This is a genomic window from Pantoea stewartii subsp. stewartii (assembly GCF_008801695.1).
Lineage (GTDB): Bacteria > Pseudomonadota > Gammaproteobacteria > Enterobacterales > Enterobacteriaceae > Pantoea > Pantoea stewartii.
The window spans coordinates 1-14,517 of the sequence record NZ_VZPF01000029.1 but is presented as its reverse complement, the minus strand read 5'-3'; the positions used below and the strand labels follow the sequence as shown (position 1 = coordinate 14,517).

Genomic DNA, 14,517 nt, shown 5'->3' with positions numbered 1-14,517 from the left:
GTAAGCGACAGATACGACAAATCGCTGACGTCGGATAACGTCAGGCGGTCGTGTTTATGCTGATGGTGCAGCGCCATGGTGTTCTCCGTGGCGCAGATGGTCGTCAGTTTCTCAGGCTGACGCAGATATTATGGCTGGGCATGCAGGCAAAAGCAATTTGGCAGCAAAGAAAAAAGCCTCCGAAGAGGCTCGTATGTTATTGATTATATTGTGACATGTCACATCGCTAATTTGGTTTCGTGCCAGCCGCGCGTAACCCAGCATTGCGAATCACCGTCGCAAGGACACGACTCAACCGGCAGCGCATCGCCACATTTCCCGCAGCGGTTCGCGCTGATGGCTTTGATGCGTCCGCGCACCCGGGCATCATCCTGGCGGATCAGCATCGCAACGTATTCGCTCATTTCATACGGCGCTCGCCCCGGGCGGCGTGATGCGCAATTGCGCTCCAGCATCTCCAGTTCCTGCGTATCAAGTATGAGCTCAAATTTACGCCCACCAGCAGCGGCTTGCCGGGCGCGCTGGGCGGCTTTTCGTTCGGCAGCAGATTTAGCCATTGTCTGCCCCTTCGCCTGGTAGCGACTCAAGACCGCGATTCAGTTCGCGCTGCATACCACCTAAGATACGGCGCATACGGCTGATTTCCTCATTTTCAGTCAGCCGTGTAACGGCGCGCTCAAGAGCATTCGATATGCATATATCGCGGGGCGTTAGGATCAACGCCAAGCAGCGTGGCTAGATCCCGTTGGGCATCTGTCAGCCGTTCTTCTTCCCGACGGCGTTGCTCTTCCCTGCGCTTTTGTTCCTCCAGGCTTTCCTGGCGAACAGTTCTAGCGCGCTCCTCAGCAAATTTGATCTCACTTTCCAGCCTGTCTTTGGCTTTAAATGCCTGCGCGACTAAGTGGGCAACTTCTTCGCCGTGCTTTTTGGACAGGTTTTGTTCAACGTACCAGGCTCCGAACGATCTGCTTTTTATCTGCGTGCGCTCAACTTCCCGCGTCATTCCGTCCATCAGCAGTTTTATCCACGCATCACGCGGAAGATTGTCGAGTTGGCGCATGGTTGGGCCCTTCAGGGTGTGCCAGCCTGACTCTTTACGAACCATCAGGCCGCATCCGTCTGGGATATCTGACTTTTTCAAAAGTCCATCTGGCACTGCGAATACCACTCCACCAGCATATTTAAAATATTTGGTGTATTTCCCTGCGGTCACGTCTGCGCGGAAGTCGCTCATGCTCACTTTTACTTCGTAAACGATCGGGCAAAATTTGCTATAGCTATGAGCGATAGAGTAAACATCAGGACGGCACGTCCCGGATGGACCTAACTGCATATCCTCCCAGCAGATCCGCGCGGTATTCCTACGTAAATGTTCGGCGAGATCATGGGCAAGGTCGTTGTGTTTCCATGTTTTGCTCATAATGCGCCTCCCCTCACTGCAAGGAACGTCCCCATCGCTTTATCGACAAGTTTGGTATTGTGGTATTTGCTGATAGCCCACGTGATAGCGAACAAAATCCAGCGAAAATGGCTGGTATATGTTTTAAAGGTCAGTCCGTCGCAGACATCCCATGCACTCCAGCATTCGGGCCAGTCAGCCTCATAGACCGCTTGATACGCTTCCCAGTCGTTGCTGAATTCAGAACGACATAATTCGCGAACAACCTCACGAACTTTAGCTTTGTCACTGTCTGGAGTATCGTCTTCGTCATCCCAGTCTTCGTCTTCGGACTCTTCTGCCTCCGAATCATCCAGGTACTCACTCAAAGATTCTTTAAGGCTCCGGCAAAAAGCATCATGATCGTACTCTTTTGCCAGCAGCTCGCGCGCTGAGCAGCCAGCGCCAGCTTCCAGCTTTTCGGACCAGTAACCGGTGTTAATACCGTCTTGCCACGGTCCAAAAAAGTCGAACATGTCCGCGATGCGGGAGAATGTCCAGGTCCCCATGTCGCCGGTCACGGTAAGATAGCCCGGCCAGGTGATCACGTCGAAGTAATAACAGGATGTGCCTGGTTGTTTCATGCGCAAGTGGCGATAGAGGCCATCATCACGAATTATCTCAAGACGATGAAAGGCTGTATCAACCAGAAAACGGCTGGATGTATCGAATTGGCAGCGTTTCATTGTGCAGCTCCCTGACGAAGTTTTGTGGCTAATGTGTCAGCACGAACACGCTGAACATCCAGCTGCGTCGCCAGCTCACGCACCAGCGCGGCAGACTCAGCACAATGCAGGTCTTTCGCCAGCGCATGCCCGGCAGCTACGAGTTCTTTGGTTTTATTGATCATGCTGCGTTCTCCTGATGAATGATTACCAGATCCAGCTTTTGAGCCAGAGCGTGTTCCGCTTTTGCGCCTGCTGAGTTCTGCCAGCCGGAAAGCAGGAAAATGCCGTCAGCGCAGCGGAGCATCGCGAGACAAACATCCATGTACTCTGGCTGGCTCAGGCCATCGGGAAGCGTCGCGGGGTTTAACACCACATGACCTTCTGACGACAGACGCATCGCCTCGAAATGGAACGCAGGACGGTTATATTTCGGGATGCCGGTCATTGGCCCAGCAATGTAGATTTTCATCAGAAGTCCCTCTTCTTGTTGGGTCTGGCATCATTCGCGCGACGCTTCTGCTCAGCAGCGGCCTGGTCGCAGTCGTAGATCGCGCCGTTGCGCTGGTCGCAGTAAACAACGCCGGTCGGGCCGTGGCGGTTCAGCCGCAGGAGTAACTCGGTTTCGCCCTGGTTTGCGTTCTCGTCGTAAGCGCCTTCGCGGTAGATGCCGATCCAGTAATCGCAATCCTGCTCAATCTGCCCGGTATCGCGGGAATCGCTCGGCATAGGGCGTTTGTTGGTGCGCTTCTCCAGATCGCGGTTCAGCTGCGTAAGCAGCACCACGATGCAGTTCAGCTCCTTCGCCAGGTTCTTCAGCCCCTTCGTGATAATCCCGTAGGCAAGGTCGTTGCGGTCAGCCTTGTCTGCGGTCATCAGGGTCAGGTAGTCCACCAGCACCATGCCGACAGCGCCGCGTTCGCGTTTGATGCGACGTGACTCTGCAACGATGTGCGCCAGCGTGATCCCGGGCGTGTCGTCGACGTACAGGTTTCCGGTTTGGGCCAGACGTCCACCAGCGGCAAAAGCCATTGCCACTTTCGCGTCGTCATACCGATCGGCATAAAACACGTCGGTATTTACGCGGCTGACCTGCCCGATCATGCGCTCCACGATCTGCTTATCCGGCATCTCAAGGCTGAACATCAGCGCCGGGAGCTGCTCAACTTCGGCACAGTTGACGGCCAGCTGGCTGTAAAGCGTGGTTTTCCCCATCTTAGGGCGTGCGCCGATCACCATCAGAGCGCCCTTAACGAGCCCCTTGGGCTGCAAAAGGTCGTCAAGTGACTGGATGCCTGTCGATAGCCCGCGCGTCGCGTCTGAGTCGTTCCAGCGCGCTTCTACCTCATCAACCCAGTCGCTCATGACTTCGGTGAATTCGCGAAGCCCCCGGCGATTACCGGTTTTCGCGTAGTCAGCGATATCGGTGAACAGGGTCTGAATAGCGTCAAACTTCTGGCTGGTGGTCATCCCGTTGCGGGAATACAGCAGCTCGGTAGCGCTGGTCAGCTTGTCGATGCCGTAGCGCTCCATGGCTTTCTCACGCACCAGCATGGCGTAGTGAACGATGTTCGCTGCGCTGGGGGTGTTTTTGGATATTTCGGCCATGTAGGCAAAGCCGCCAGCCTGTTCGCCAAGACCTTTGGACTCCAGCGACTCAATCAGGGTGATCAGGTCGATAGGCTTCTGGTTGGCTACCAGCTCCCGCATCTCGGCGAAAATCACCTGGTGGGGGCGGATGTAGAACGATTCAGGCTTGAGCATCGACATGGCGGTCTGGCAGCGATCGCTACCGCTATCCAGCATCATGCCACCCAGCACGCTTTGTTCCGCTTCGATGTTCTGCGGGATCATGTTCATGTCGGTCATAGCGCCTTCTCCCTGGTTTTCAGCAGGGTGTCAGAGCGCAGCAGATAATCGAAACTGGCGCGCCAGCCCCGGTCGTTCTCCCCGAAATAAAATTTTGGCGCTCGCTCGGCGAACGCGGCGAAGTAATTCTCCACAGCCTCGACGGTTGGCTCTTTCAGTTCGGTCAGCAGGCGTTTGATAGCACGGCGACGTTTGTCGTTTAGTGCCTCTGCCTGAGGAAGGCGGTCTCCCAGGGTGGTGTTGTATGCAGACAGCACTGCCTGGTAGTCGATCGGGGTTTTCTTTGAGACAGGTTTTTCTTCCTGCCCGACACACTCCCCCTCTGGGGGTTGGGGGGTATTAGTATTTATTGTATTTATATGTCTTTGGTGTTCCCCTGAATTGAGGGATTCTTCTTCCCCTGATTTAGGGGATTTTCCCTCACTTTGAGGGATACCCTGATTTGAGGGATTATCCCCTGAATTGAGGGATTCTTCTTCCTCGTCATTTATCCCCTGTTTTGAGGGATTTTCTGTATCGCAGCTTTCACCAGCTGGTAGTAACCATTCGGCGGTGTTTTTGTTCGGTCCAATGCTACGGCCAACCTGAGTAAGCAGGTTCATTCCGACGAGCTGGACTCGCGCTTCGCTGACGCGCTTCTCTGGCAAGCGTGCTATCTGAGCTATCTGGGAATTGGCGATTCTGTCCATGGGCTTATTCCACCCATAGGTCAGGCGCAGAACAGCAAGCAAGACTTTGAATTGTCGCTTCGTCAGGTCAGCGCCTGCGTATTCTTCCAGAAGCATATTTGCCAGGCGCGTATAACCATCATCAAGATCTGCCACCCGACGCTCCACGACCGTAAGAGTCGGTCTGATTGGTATGACTGTTGCGAGATTACCCACGGTTTTCCTCCTTGCGTTTCAACTCCTCCAGAATGGCGCGCATCCGCTCCGCCACTGCCGGATTAACCGAACGCACGAAGCGATCGCGGGTATTGTTTTTGTGTACTGCGGTCTGGTAATAGCGGTTATTTTTTGCCATTATTCCTCCTGCAATTACTGCCGTATTTGCACCTGAAGGCCGCATGTGTTCGAGCACTGCGGCTTTCGCCTTTTCAGAACAGGCCCGGCTGGGCGTTCCGTTTAACTCTTCGCTTATCCAGCCTGTCAGCGGGTAACTGCTGCATCTCCGCCCATAGCTTTGCGTGCCGTAAAACATCATCAAAAATCTTCCCCTTTCTGCTTGCCTGGCTCATGCGCTTGTACATGTCGATAGCCTGGAATGCCCCCCCTGAGCCACTCCCAGAGAGAAACCGAGCTTCAACAGTTCTTCACGCACATGCTTTTCGATAAATTCGATATGGTTCATGGCTTAATCCCACCCCAGCGGCCCCGGCCTGGCCCGTTCCGCTTTCAGCCCGATATCGGCGAGCGTTTCGACTGAGGCCAAATATTCACGCGATACCAGCACCGCCTCCGGTGGCGCGGCCTGAATACCCAGGAAGGCCAACTCTTTTGCCATGGTGCTGAAATGCCCCTCAGCTTTGCGCCTGCTGGCGGTAGACTCGCTAATGCCCATATGTTCGGCGTATGACTTCTGGCCCACTGATGCAAGCCGGTTGAGCAGGACGCTTTCGATCTCAACCGGATTGATAACTGGTGGGTCTAACTTTCGTGCGATTGCGTTCTCCATTGGTGATAATCCCTATGGTGAATGGATAAGCCGCCAATCAGGCGGCAGTGCCAGTGTGTGAAAACAAGTCCGGGTACAACTCTTCACGAGTTAACCCAGTAGCAGATGTAAATTTGGATATTTTCCGCACAGGCAAGTGACCACCTCTGCGCTTAAGCATGTTGATCGCCTGCGGAGTCACTCCAACTTTTTCAGCCAGAGTTTTCTGACACCCGCCAACAGCAGCAATAGCTTTATCTAGTGGGGTCAGTGATTTGTTGATCATGTTGCCTCCGGATAAACATAAATCAACATAATGTTGATCAACACCAGAAGATAAATCAACACCATGATGATAGATAAAAATTAACTTTTTGTTTATTTTGCGGTTGCGTGGGGAGGGAAAATGAAAACCATTAGCGAAAGAATCAAACACATACTCGTTACTGAGGGGCTAAAACAAAAAGAATTAGCCCTTGCGTTAAACGCATCTCCTCAAACGGTAAATAATTGGATTAAGCGTGATTCAATCAGTCGCGAGGCTGCCCAGCAGCTTCATGAAAAGTACGGTTATTCAATAGATTGGCTTCTCACTGGTAGCGGAGATGCAAAGCAGCTAAAAAGAAATGATGGGTTGCCGCCGCTTTCTGAATGGGGGACGGTAGACACTTGGGATCGAAACACTCCACTACCGAAAGATGAGGTTGAAGTGCCGTTCTTGAAGGATATCGAATTTGCTTGTGGAGATGGGCGCGTCACAGATGAAGATTACAACGGCTTTAAGCTCCGCTTCTCCAAAGCAACTCTACGGCGCGTAGGTGCCAGCACTGACGGTTCTGGCGTTCTATGCTTCCCGGCTTCTGGCGACAGCATGGAACCAGTTATTCCTGATGGTGCAACTGTAGCAGTTGATACCGGCAATAAACGGATCGTTGACGGTGAGTTATACGCCATTAATCAAGGTGATCTAAAGCGTATCAAGCAGCTCTATCGCAAGCCTGGTGGTAAAGTGTTAATTCGCAGCATCAATCGCGAATATGATGATGAAGAAGCCAACGAAAACGATGTAGAAATCATTGGCTTTGTTTTCTGGTATTCTGTCTTACGTTACCGACGATAGATGTAGTCCGGCCATCGCGCCGGATTTTTCATACTCCCTTCCTGACAATCACCGCCGCATCCCGGTAAACTCCCTTACCGATCACATTCCCAGTTTCACGCCTTACCCGCTCAAGTTCTTCGACCAGATTAACTCTGTTGATAGGAACCCCGAACGCAATGAGGTTAATCACAGCCAAACCGATTGCGCCCGATAGCAGAGAAGCACGCTCCTCATCAAACTCCATAGCCGTCTCCTGTTGTTTTTTTCAGCATAACACGAGCTTGCAAAGTAATTAAATCAACACAAAAATCAACACAATGATGTTTTTAATGAAAAATAAATCCACATTGAGTTGATTTAATAATCCACATGATGTTTAATTCACTCATCCAAACAACGCACACAAATGCGCAGATGGTCCAAAACTCCGCTGGCCGGCGATAAGGCACGAGGATGAGATGACAACTAACCACGCAGTACCAAACAACGGTCGTGCAGTCGTAATGCGAAACAACCGCACCGGCGCAGCATGGCAGGTTTCCTACGACTACCGCGACGGCACCTACTGGCACGAACCGCAGGGCAGCCTGCGCAACATTCGCCGCCCCTATGCCTCACGCACCATCGAACCAAATCTTGTGCCTGCGGGGACTCACTGATGGGGACTCTCTACGCATTAGTTCTAACGATCACCATGGCTAACGGTGATTTTCAGGATGCTGTTCTCGGCATCTACGGAAGCCAGAAGCTTTGTGAAGCGGCAGCGAGTGAGCAAACCAGCGTCACTAACTGTTATCCAGTCGAAACAATTATTCACTCAGACGATCAGTCTGGTGTCGCTAATTTTTAAAGGAGCTAAGAATGGGTTGCGATATTCATATGATGGTTGAGGTTAAGCGCTCAATTAATGATGAAGAAAAATGGGTTAATTACGATCACTTCCTTATGAACCCATGGCATGGGGATGATGATGGCGATCAGGAATTTGATCGCATTGATTTGGAAAGCTCCCGTAATTATGCAGCGTTTTCTCAGCTCTGCGGCGTTCGTTCCTATGCTGGCAATACGCCGATGATTTCAGAACCTCGCGGCATTCCTGAGGATGCCTGTGACTACAGCAAAAAAGTGTCTGAAGAATGGGGCTGTGATGGTCACTCTCATAGCTTTGTTAGCCTTGCTGAAATTCGTGAATTCAGAAGCAAATTAGTCCCAATGCCATTCAAAGGAATGATTTCCGAAAAGCAGGCGGCGGATCTTGATAAAGGTATTAAACCAGACTCATGGTGTGGATGGACAAGCGCTCCGGGATATGTTCATAGGGAGTGGGAAGATACTGTTGATGCTCTAAAAAATATCAATGAAGCCTTAGAAGCTCGCGCGCTGGAATTGTGGTGGCTGGAGAAAAACATTATTCCTGAAAATATTCGAATAGTTTTTTTCTTCGATAATTAATAAACCCTTTAATTAGTCACTTATTAAATACAGGTAGCCATTACGGTGCCGGGATTCTTACAACCTTTTTCAGAGGAAACGACATGCAGGCAAATACCAAACAGCAGCAGGCGAAAAACCTTATCGCTCTGCTGTGCCTGATGTACCACCTGGAGCCAGCTGATCTGGAAGAGATTGCCCACCAGCTCGCGCACTTCGATGCAGTTTGTGATTACAGAACACAGGGGATTAACAATGCTGCGTGTCATTGATACCGAAACGACTGGGCTGGAAGGCGGCCCGGAAACCGTGGTGGAAATTGCCAGTGTCGATATCGTCGACGGTGTGATCTGCAACCCAATGAGCGACCTCGTTAAGCCAGGCGTGCCGATCGGTTTTGAGGCCATGGCTATTCACCATATCACCGAAGATATGGTGGAAGGCGCGCCGCTGCTCAGTGAAGTAATTGGCCGCTATATGGGCGCCGACGCCTACGTCGCCCACAACGCAAAGTTCGATAAAGCCAAGCTCCCTGCGATGAACGCTCCGTGGATCTGCACTGCCAAGCTGGCGCGCTCACTCCTGCCTGAGCACAAGAGCCACAGTAACCAGTACCTGCGCTACAGCCTCGGGCTGAAACCGGAAGTACCGGGAGGGCTTTACGCTCACCGCGCGCTGTATGACTGCTACGTCACCGCCGAATTGCTGCTCTACATGGGACGCCTGGCGAAATGGACGATGGGCGAAATGCGCGCCATCTCCAACAATCCTTCCCTGCTTAATGCGCTCCGCTTCGGCAAGCATAAAGGCGTCGCGTTCTCCGAGCTGGCAAAGACAGAACCGGGTTACCTGCGCTGGCTCGTCGCCAACAGTGACGATGAAGACGTGCTGTTTACGGCTAACCACTGGCTGAACGGGGGCAAATGATGGGTACTCCAGTGCTGATCCTCGGTGACTCTGGCGCGGGCAAATCCTACAGCCTGCGCAACTTCAATCCGGACGATGTGATGCTGCTCCAGTGCATCCCCAAAATGCTGCCATTCAAGTCTGCGGGCTGGAAACTTCACGGCAAGCTGCTGCCAGACGGAAGCAAACAGCGCGGTAACGTTCTGCGCTCGGATAACTGGGAAACGGTGCTGGACACCATCTATCGCATGGTGCAGTCGAAAACGCGCCGCGTCCTGATCATCGACGATTTCCAGGTGGTCATGCAGCACGAAAACATGAACCGCGCGTACCAGACCGGCTATGCCAAGTTCACCGAAATGGCAGATCACATCTGGAGAATCATCATGGCGGCCACCGAGCTGCCGGACGACTTCCGCGTTTATTTCCTGGCTCACACCGAAGAGACCGAAGGGAAAATCCGCATGAAGACCACCGGGAAGATGCTCAACGAAAAGCTGACGCCAGAGGGCTATTTCTCCATCGTGCTGCGCGCCATCAAGAAGGACGGCAAACACGTTTTTCTCATCAAAGGCGATGACAACGACACCGCCAAAGCGCCGCCTGACCTGTTCCCTGATCAGACGGAAATGGATAACGACCTCCACGCTGTAGACGTGGCTATCACCGAATTTATGACCGAATTGTAACTTTGAGGATTTAACGATGAACCAACCAATGTCTTTTATGTGGAACAACGAAACGGCTGAGATGGCGAAGAAAGCTGGCGCAACTGGCGGGATCAGCGAAACCGGCGCTTACGAGGGCGAAATCGTTTCTGCGGTGTACACCTTCGGGAAAGATGGCAGCCAGTCCCAGGCGCTCGAACTTAGCCTGGATTCGAACGGGCTTAAGGCGAATTTCCTGCGCATTAACTTCCTCGGCAAAGACGGTCAGCAGACTTTCGGCATGGGGCTGGTATCAGCGCTGATGTGGGTCGCCCAGGTCAAACAGGCGCAACCACAGCAGGTACAGGGTCAAAACGGCCTTGAATGGCACTGCCCGGCGCTGGTTGGCAAAAAGGTGGGCCTGTTCCTCCAGAAGGTGCTGTACACCAAAAACGACGGCGGCGACGGCTACAAGTTCGAAGTGCGCCACGTTTTCCAGCCGGGAACGCGTAAGACCTACGCCGAGCACGCTGAGAACGCACCAGCGGAAGCGATCGCCGCGCTTGAACTGTCGATGAAGGATAAGGACGAACGTATCCACGGCGGCGCGCAGTTCTCTGGTCCGCGCAATGCCCAACATGGCGGTAACCCTTATGCAAATCAGACTGGCGGCGCACCACAGTCTCGCTTGCAGCAGAACAGCGGTCAGCCACCGGTAGACTTTGACGACGATATCCCGTTTGCTCCGATCGGTCTTCCGTTCCCTTCTCACTCTATCTATGCGCTATGACACACGCACAGGACGAAATCAGGGTTGGCGCGGCGCGCCTTCCCTGGCTGAAGAACTTAACGAAAAGCAGGTGGCAGCATGAATTACGGATTTGTAAGTGTTTGCGTTGAGCAAAGCAATGAAGCGGTTAAGCTGCCATCCGCACACAATCCAGCATCACGAATTTGGCAGCGCCCATTCCTTAAATGGGCTGGCGGCAAATATTCGCTGCTGCCGGAACTGGATCGTCTGATCCCCGCAGGGAAACGCCTTATTGAGCCTTTTGTGGGCGGCGGCTCGGTGTTCCTTAATTCAGACAAGCACGAACGCTTCCTTCTAGCTGACGTCAACGCTGACCTGATTAACCTGTATCAGATGTTGGCGGTGGTCCCAGATTCGGTGATCTATGAGGCAATGAAGGCATTCAGGCATCTGAATGATGCCGAAAACTACACGGTAATTCGTGAAGCATTCAACGCGCAGCGGCTGGATGCGGTCGAGCGCGCAGCGGCATTCCTTTACCTCAACCGGCACTGCTTCAACGGCCTGATCCGTTACAACCTGGACGGTTTTTTTAACGTCGGCTTTGGGAAATATAAAGCGCCATATTTCCCGGAAGAAGAGATTAAGGCATTTAAGCGGAAGGCTCACGCATGCGTATTCATGAATGCAGGCTTCAGGCGCACGCTCGCGCTGGCCGGTGATAGTGACGTCGTTTACTGCGATCCGCCTTATGAACCGCTTCCCGGCACCGCTGGTTTCACTAACTACGCGGCTGGTGGGTTCTCATGGGATAGCCAGATAGAGCTTGCGGAAAGCTGTGTGGCAGCCCACCAGCGGGGGGCAAAAGTGGTAATCAGCAATTCTACCGCACCGCGAGTAATTGAACTTTACGAACAGCACGGCTTCACTCTGCACCGCGTCAGTGCTCGCCGGGCTATATCCAGCAAAGGCAGCACCCGCGAAACAGCGAGTGATGTCGTAGCCACTTTGGGAGTGAAGTGATGATGAAGCTGATTAATCGCAGTAAGAAATCACCTATTGGTCGCCGCGCTTGCGAAGCGGCGCTGGCAGCGCACCACGCGAAATTCGGCGATTACGGCAGGCAGAAGCACCAGACGAATTACACCGTCGAAGTGGATGGAATGAAGGTCACTGTCGAGGTGGTTAACCGGGCCACCAGCTATGTCGCAACCGCAATGATCGGCGTTCGTAAACTTCGCAACCTGCCAGCGCAGGCGCACTAAAAAATCAGGCAAATTGATCAGGAAAAAATGACAGGTTCGATTCCCTGTTCGGAGATAAAACCATGGCACACAATATGACCCCAGATTCACTCGTTGATTTGAAATTCATCATGGCAGATACTGGCTTCGGGAAAACCTTCATTTATGACCGAGTGAAGGATGGCACCCTGGCTAAACCGGAGAAGATTCATGGACGTTCGCGCTGGCGCTATAGCGACCACTGCGAATTCAAGAATCGCCTCCTGTCCCGCTCCGATGGGTAAAAACGCGGGTAAAAAATTTAACGAATCTGGAAAAGCCATTTTATATCAATCCCCTGCATATTAACTTCGAAGTATGCAGGGGGCAATACCCTTTCATTTCATCACGCTTCAACACACTTCACCTCCTCCCTTAAAACCAGCAAAATCAGGGCTTGACGCCTTGAACATGGTTTCAGTTCATTTCATGACATTACATGATTCTGATGGTATCGTTGATGGTACTCACGGTTCGATAAGCAGATACCATCAACTGACAACAAAGATTACCCTCCATGGCACTAAATGAGCTATCACCTAAGAAAGTTGAAAACTCTAAACCCAAAGAAACAGACTACAAACTGACGGATGGGGGCAGCCTGTATCTTTTAGTTAAAAAGAACGGGACCAAGGCATGGCGAATGAACTACAGATTTAACGGCAAACAAGCTACGCTGGCTTTGGGCGTTTTCCCAGACGTTTCGCTGGCACTTGCCCGTAAGCGCAGAGATGAAGCAAGGCAACTTTTAGCCGACGGTGTTGACCCCAGAGTATCTAAAAAAGCAGCGCCAACAGAACCCACCTCGGCTACATTCCAGACAATCGCTTTAGAGTGGCATAAAGGCTCTATAGGCCATCCCTCATGGAAAGAGATTACCCGCATTAAAATTTTAAGAGAAATGGAAAATCATATTTTCCCATTTATCGGAAATAAACCCATCGATTCATTAAAAACAAGTGATCTGTTGCCATTATTGGTGAGGATGAGTGATCAGGGAATTGGAGCGACAACAGGAAGAGTGAAAACTACTCTTGCAAGTGTTTTCCGGTACGCTATTCAGCGTGGAATTGTTGAATACAACCCTACCCATGATCTAAGAGGAGCAATTGCCAGCCCCAAAATAAAGCATCGCCCTGCACTTCCGTTAGAACGATTACCCGAATTAATATCAAAAATTGATAGCTATACAGGGAGACCGTTAACTAAGTTGGCAGTATTATTTTCCCTTCATACTTTTGTTCGCTCCAGTGAATTGAGACACGCAAGATGGGAGGAAATTAATTTTAAAACTGCAATGTGGACTATTCCTGCTCAAAGAAAAAGAATTGAGGGAGTAAAATATTCAGAACGCGGGGCAAAAATGGGTAGTATTCATTATGTTCCATTATCTAATGAAGCTATTGATGTTCTCGAAGCCATTAAAAAAATAAGTGGTGAGTATGAGCTTATTTTCCCCGGAGATAGTAACCCTTACAAGCCGATGAGTGAGAACACAGTTAATAAGTCATTGAGGATTATGGGGTACGACACGCAGGCGGACATTTGCCTTCACGGATTTAGAGCAATGGCGTGCTCAGCCCTGACAGAATCAGGGTTATGGTCTAGGGATGCAGTGGAACGGCAAATGAGCCATCAAGAACGAAATGAAGTGCGAGCGGCTTATGTTCACCTGGCACAACACATGCAAGAACGCCGGAGAATGATGCAATGGTGGTCACATTATATAATCAGCAATTGTGAAAGTTATATTGCACCCTATGAAATTAGTGAAAAACCATTGGAAATGCTTAAGGTGGTCAAATAATGAGTAAGCATAACGAAAAAATATTTGGAAACGTAATGGGTTAGCTCCATTAGAATATTGCTCTATACCAAGAGCGGCAAAAATACTTGATTGTGAGATTGAGGATATATTCCATTGGTGTTACACAGGTAAAATAAGTCTGTGTATCAATTTTCAAATGCTTTATTATTTCTACACTCCTTTTTTAAAATCAGATGGAAATGTATTCGAACAAGTGCAATCATTAAACAGTGAATTAACCACCTCAGGAGATAATAAATCCTATATTTATTCCGACGAATTTAAATCAGGCAAGTTTCACATTCCAGACAGTTTTCATTTTGTTGAAACTGATGAATACCATTTAGTACAAGCATATTTAAGAGGGATTTGGCCTGTAGATAGCAATATTCTATCTGCAATAAACACAGGATTCATTGCTCCTATTGAACTTTGCCTATTTAGCGAGGAGCACCCTGAATTTAAACCAGATGGAGATAGGTTTCAGCTTATATCTCCAATTTTGATAAACAATCAATTTCCAGGAAAGTTAAAAAACGAGGCTGAATTTGATATAAAATATTTACAATATCTTTCTGATAACGCACCTGACATAAATGATAAAAACTATCAACTGCAAATCACTGGTTACTATATCGAATATATAAATAAACATGCTTTATCCGGTACGCACATGCCAGTAATAAGCAAGGATAAAGATGCAAGAACATTAACCTCATATCAAACAACTGAAACACCGAAAGTCAGGACTACCGCAAAACAATCAACCTACATAGCATCCCTGATGAATGCTCTAAATAACTGATCCTAATACCGCTACACTTTAGCCAGCCCATGTTTTCCCCCGGGGAATGGGCTGACGGTATTCATAAAGTGATGGACCTTTTTCAACAGTTGCCACATTGAACTGCACTGGTGATTTCGGGTTATTGTCTCATGAAGCGCCTGCCACAACCGTTCGACAT

Annotated in this window: 24 protein-coding genes and 1 pseudogene; 12 read left to right on the top strand and 13 right to left on the bottom strand. The window is 50.5% G+C overall.

What is annotated here, in order from left to right:
* Positions 1-218: 218 nt before the first annotated feature.
* The 10 genes from F7Q90_RS10380 to F7Q90_RS27160 all read right to left on the bottom strand — a co-directional run bounded on the left by F7Q90_RS10380 (position 219) and on the right by F7Q90_RS27160 (position 6,061).
* Positions 219-557: a hypothetical protein gene (locus F7Q90_RS10380; protein WP_006120192.1), complete on the bottom strand. Its 339-nt coding sequence runs from the start codon at positions 555-557 to the stop codon at positions 219-221.
* A gap of 119 nt (positions 558-676) precedes the next feature.
* Entirely contained in the window at positions 677-1,420 is a 744-nt protein-coding gene (locus F7Q90_RS10375; RefSeq protein WP_052310138.1) for an MmcB family DNA repair protein, read from the bottom strand.
* Positions 1,417-2,124 carry a hypothetical protein gene (locus F7Q90_RS10370; RefSeq protein ID WP_006120194.1) on the bottom strand — a complete coding sequence of 236 codons (708 nt, stop codon included), beginning with the start codon at positions 2,122-2,124 and terminating at the stop codon, positions 1,417-1,419. The genes F7Q90_RS10375 and F7Q90_RS10370 overlap by 4 nt, the downstream gene beginning before the upstream one ends.
* Positions 2,121-2,288, bottom strand: coding sequence for a hypothetical protein (locus F7Q90_RS26670; protein WP_006120195.1), 168 nt, complete (start codon positions 2,286-2,288; stop codon positions 2,121-2,123). The genes F7Q90_RS10370 and F7Q90_RS26670 overlap by 4 nt, the downstream gene beginning before the upstream one ends.
* Positions 2,285-2,575 carry a DUF4406 domain-containing protein gene (locus F7Q90_RS10365; RefSeq protein WP_006120196.1) on the bottom strand — a complete coding sequence of 97 codons (291 nt, stop codon included), beginning with the start codon at positions 2,573-2,575 and terminating at the stop codon, positions 2,285-2,287. Before F7Q90_RS10365 ends, F7Q90_RS26670 begins: the two co-directional genes overlap by 4 nt.
* Complete coding sequence (locus tag F7Q90_RS10360; protein WP_006120197.1) at positions 2,575-3,972, bottom strand: DnaB-like helicase C-terminal domain-containing protein; 1,398 nt, start codon at positions 3,970-3,972, stop codon at positions 2,575-2,577. The genes F7Q90_RS10365 and F7Q90_RS10360 overlap by 1 nt, the downstream gene beginning before the upstream one ends.
* Positions 3,969-4,796 carry a replication protein gene (locus F7Q90_RS10355; RefSeq protein WP_237166070.1) on the bottom strand — a complete coding sequence of 276 codons (828 nt, stop codon included), beginning with the start codon at positions 4,794-4,796 and terminating at the stop codon, positions 3,969-3,971. The genes F7Q90_RS10360 and F7Q90_RS10355 overlap by 4 nt, the downstream gene beginning before the upstream one ends.
* Before the next feature lie 52 nt (positions 4,797-4,848).
* Positions 4,849-4,995: a hypothetical protein gene (locus tag F7Q90_RS26665; RefSeq protein ID WP_006120199.1), complete on the bottom strand. Its 147-nt coding sequence runs from the start codon at positions 4,993-4,995 to the stop codon at positions 4,849-4,851.
* 330 nt (positions 4,996-5,325) lie between these two features.
* A complete protein-coding gene (locus F7Q90_RS10350; RefSeq protein WP_000426372.1) occupies positions 5,326-5,646 on the bottom strand; it encodes a CII family transcriptional regulator in 321 nt (106 codons plus the stop codon).
* A 37-nt stretch (positions 5,647-5,683) separates the two neighbouring features.
* Positions 5,684-6,061 (bottom strand): transcriptional regulator, encoded by a 378-nt coding sequence (locus F7Q90_RS27160; protein WP_237166071.1) that lies wholly within the window; start codon positions 6,059-6,061, stop codon positions 5,684-5,686.
* Here F7Q90_RS27160 and F7Q90_RS10340 point away from each other — a divergent pair.
* Positions 6,032-6,745, top strand: a complete 714-nt coding sequence (locus tag F7Q90_RS10340; protein WP_044242286.1) for a LexA family transcriptional regulator — start codon at positions 6,032-6,034, stop codon at positions 6,743-6,745. The genes F7Q90_RS27160 and F7Q90_RS10340 overlap by 30 nt on opposite strands.
* 28 nt (positions 6,746-6,773) lie before the next feature.
* Here F7Q90_RS10340 and F7Q90_RS10335 read toward each other — a convergent pair whose 3' ends face one another.
* The gene (locus tag F7Q90_RS10335) at positions 6,774-6,971 is read right to left on the bottom strand and encodes a hypothetical protein (protein ID WP_044242287.1); all 198 of its coding nucleotides are present in this window, start codon (positions 6,969-6,971) and stop codon (positions 6,774-6,776) included.
* Between the two features lie 214 nt (positions 6,972-7,185).
* Here F7Q90_RS10335 and F7Q90_RS10330 point away from each other — a divergent pair, with 214 nt between their 5' ends.
* From F7Q90_RS10330 to F7Q90_RS10320, 3 genes are read left to right on the top strand one after another with little or no spacing between them, the layout of a single operon-like run.
* Entirely contained in the window at positions 7,186-7,386 is a 201-nt protein-coding gene (locus tag F7Q90_RS10330) for a hypothetical protein (RefSeq protein ID WP_141119387.1), read from the top strand.
* A complete protein-coding gene (locus tag F7Q90_RS10325) occupies positions 7,386-7,577 on the top strand; it encodes a DUF1482 family protein (RefSeq protein WP_044242289.1) in 192 nt (63 codons plus the stop codon). Before F7Q90_RS10330 ends, F7Q90_RS10325 begins: the two co-directional genes overlap by 1 nt.
* Before the next feature lie 11 nt (positions 7,578-7,588).
* Positions 7,589-8,179, top strand: coding sequence for a hypothetical protein (locus F7Q90_RS10320; protein ID WP_006120205.1), 591 nt, complete (start codon positions 7,589-7,591; stop codon positions 8,177-8,179).
* A 23-nt stretch (positions 8,180-8,202) separates the two neighbouring features.
* Here F7Q90_RS10320 and F7Q90_RS26660 read toward each other — a convergent pair whose 3' ends face one another.
* Positions 8,203-8,427, bottom strand: coding sequence for a hypothetical protein (locus tag F7Q90_RS26660; protein WP_156879142.1), 225 nt, complete (start codon positions 8,425-8,427; stop codon positions 8,203-8,205).
* Between F7Q90_RS26660 and exoX the strand changes: the two genes are divergently transcribed.
* The 8 genes from exoX to F7Q90_RS10280 all read left to right on the top strand — a co-directional run bounded on the left by exoX (position 8,414) and on the right by F7Q90_RS10280 (position 14,357).
* Positions 8,414-9,085, top strand: a complete 672-nt coding sequence (gene exoX / locus F7Q90_RS10315; protein WP_006120206.1) for an exodeoxyribonuclease X — start codon at positions 8,414-8,416, stop codon at positions 9,083-9,085. The two genes, F7Q90_RS26660 and exoX, sit on opposite strands and share 14 nt — an antisense overlap.
* Positions 9,085-9,753, top strand: coding sequence for a DEAD/DEAH box helicase family protein (locus tag F7Q90_RS10310; protein ID WP_000537165.1), 669 nt, complete (start codon positions 9,085-9,087; stop codon positions 9,751-9,753). Before exoX ends, F7Q90_RS10310 begins: the two co-directional genes overlap by 1 nt.
* 16 nt (positions 9,754-9,769) lie before the next feature.
* Positions 9,770-10,501 carry a single stranded DNA-binding domain-containing protein gene (locus F7Q90_RS10305; RefSeq protein ID WP_006120207.1) on the top strand — a complete coding sequence of 244 codons (732 nt, stop codon included), beginning with the start codon at positions 9,770-9,772 and terminating at the stop codon, positions 10,499-10,501.
* Between the two features lie 78 nt (positions 10,502-10,579).
* Complete coding sequence (locus tag F7Q90_RS10300) at positions 10,580-11,485, top strand: DNA adenine methylase (protein WP_006120208.1); 906 nt, start codon at positions 10,580-10,582, stop codon at positions 11,483-11,485.
* A 2-nt stretch (positions 11,486-11,487) separates the two neighbouring features.
* On the top strand, positions 11,488-11,727 hold the full coding sequence (locus F7Q90_RS10295; protein WP_044242291.1) for a DUF4060 family protein: 240 nt from the start codon (positions 11,488-11,490) through the stop codon (positions 11,725-11,727).
* Between the two features lie 62 nt (positions 11,728-11,789).
* Entirely contained in the window at positions 11,790-11,990 is a 201-nt protein-coding gene (locus tag F7Q90_RS10290) for a helix-turn-helix transcriptional regulator (protein WP_071988765.1), read from the top strand.
* A 272-nt stretch (positions 11,991-12,262) separates the two neighbouring features.
* A complete protein-coding gene (locus F7Q90_RS10285) occupies positions 12,263-13,552 on the top strand; it encodes a tyrosine-type recombinase/integrase (RefSeq protein WP_006120210.1) in 1,290 nt (429 codons plus the stop codon).
* A 157-nt stretch (positions 13,553-13,709) separates the two neighbouring features.
* Complete coding sequence (locus F7Q90_RS10280) at positions 13,710-14,357, top strand: hypothetical protein (RefSeq protein WP_080577415.1); 648 nt, start codon at positions 13,710-13,712, stop codon at positions 14,355-14,357.
* 11 nt (positions 14,358-14,368) lie between these two features.
* Here F7Q90_RS10280 and F7Q90_RS10275 read toward each other — a convergent pair.
* Positions 14,369-14,517: pseudogene (locus F7Q90_RS10275) on the bottom strand (IS630 family transposase); the annotation flags it as partial.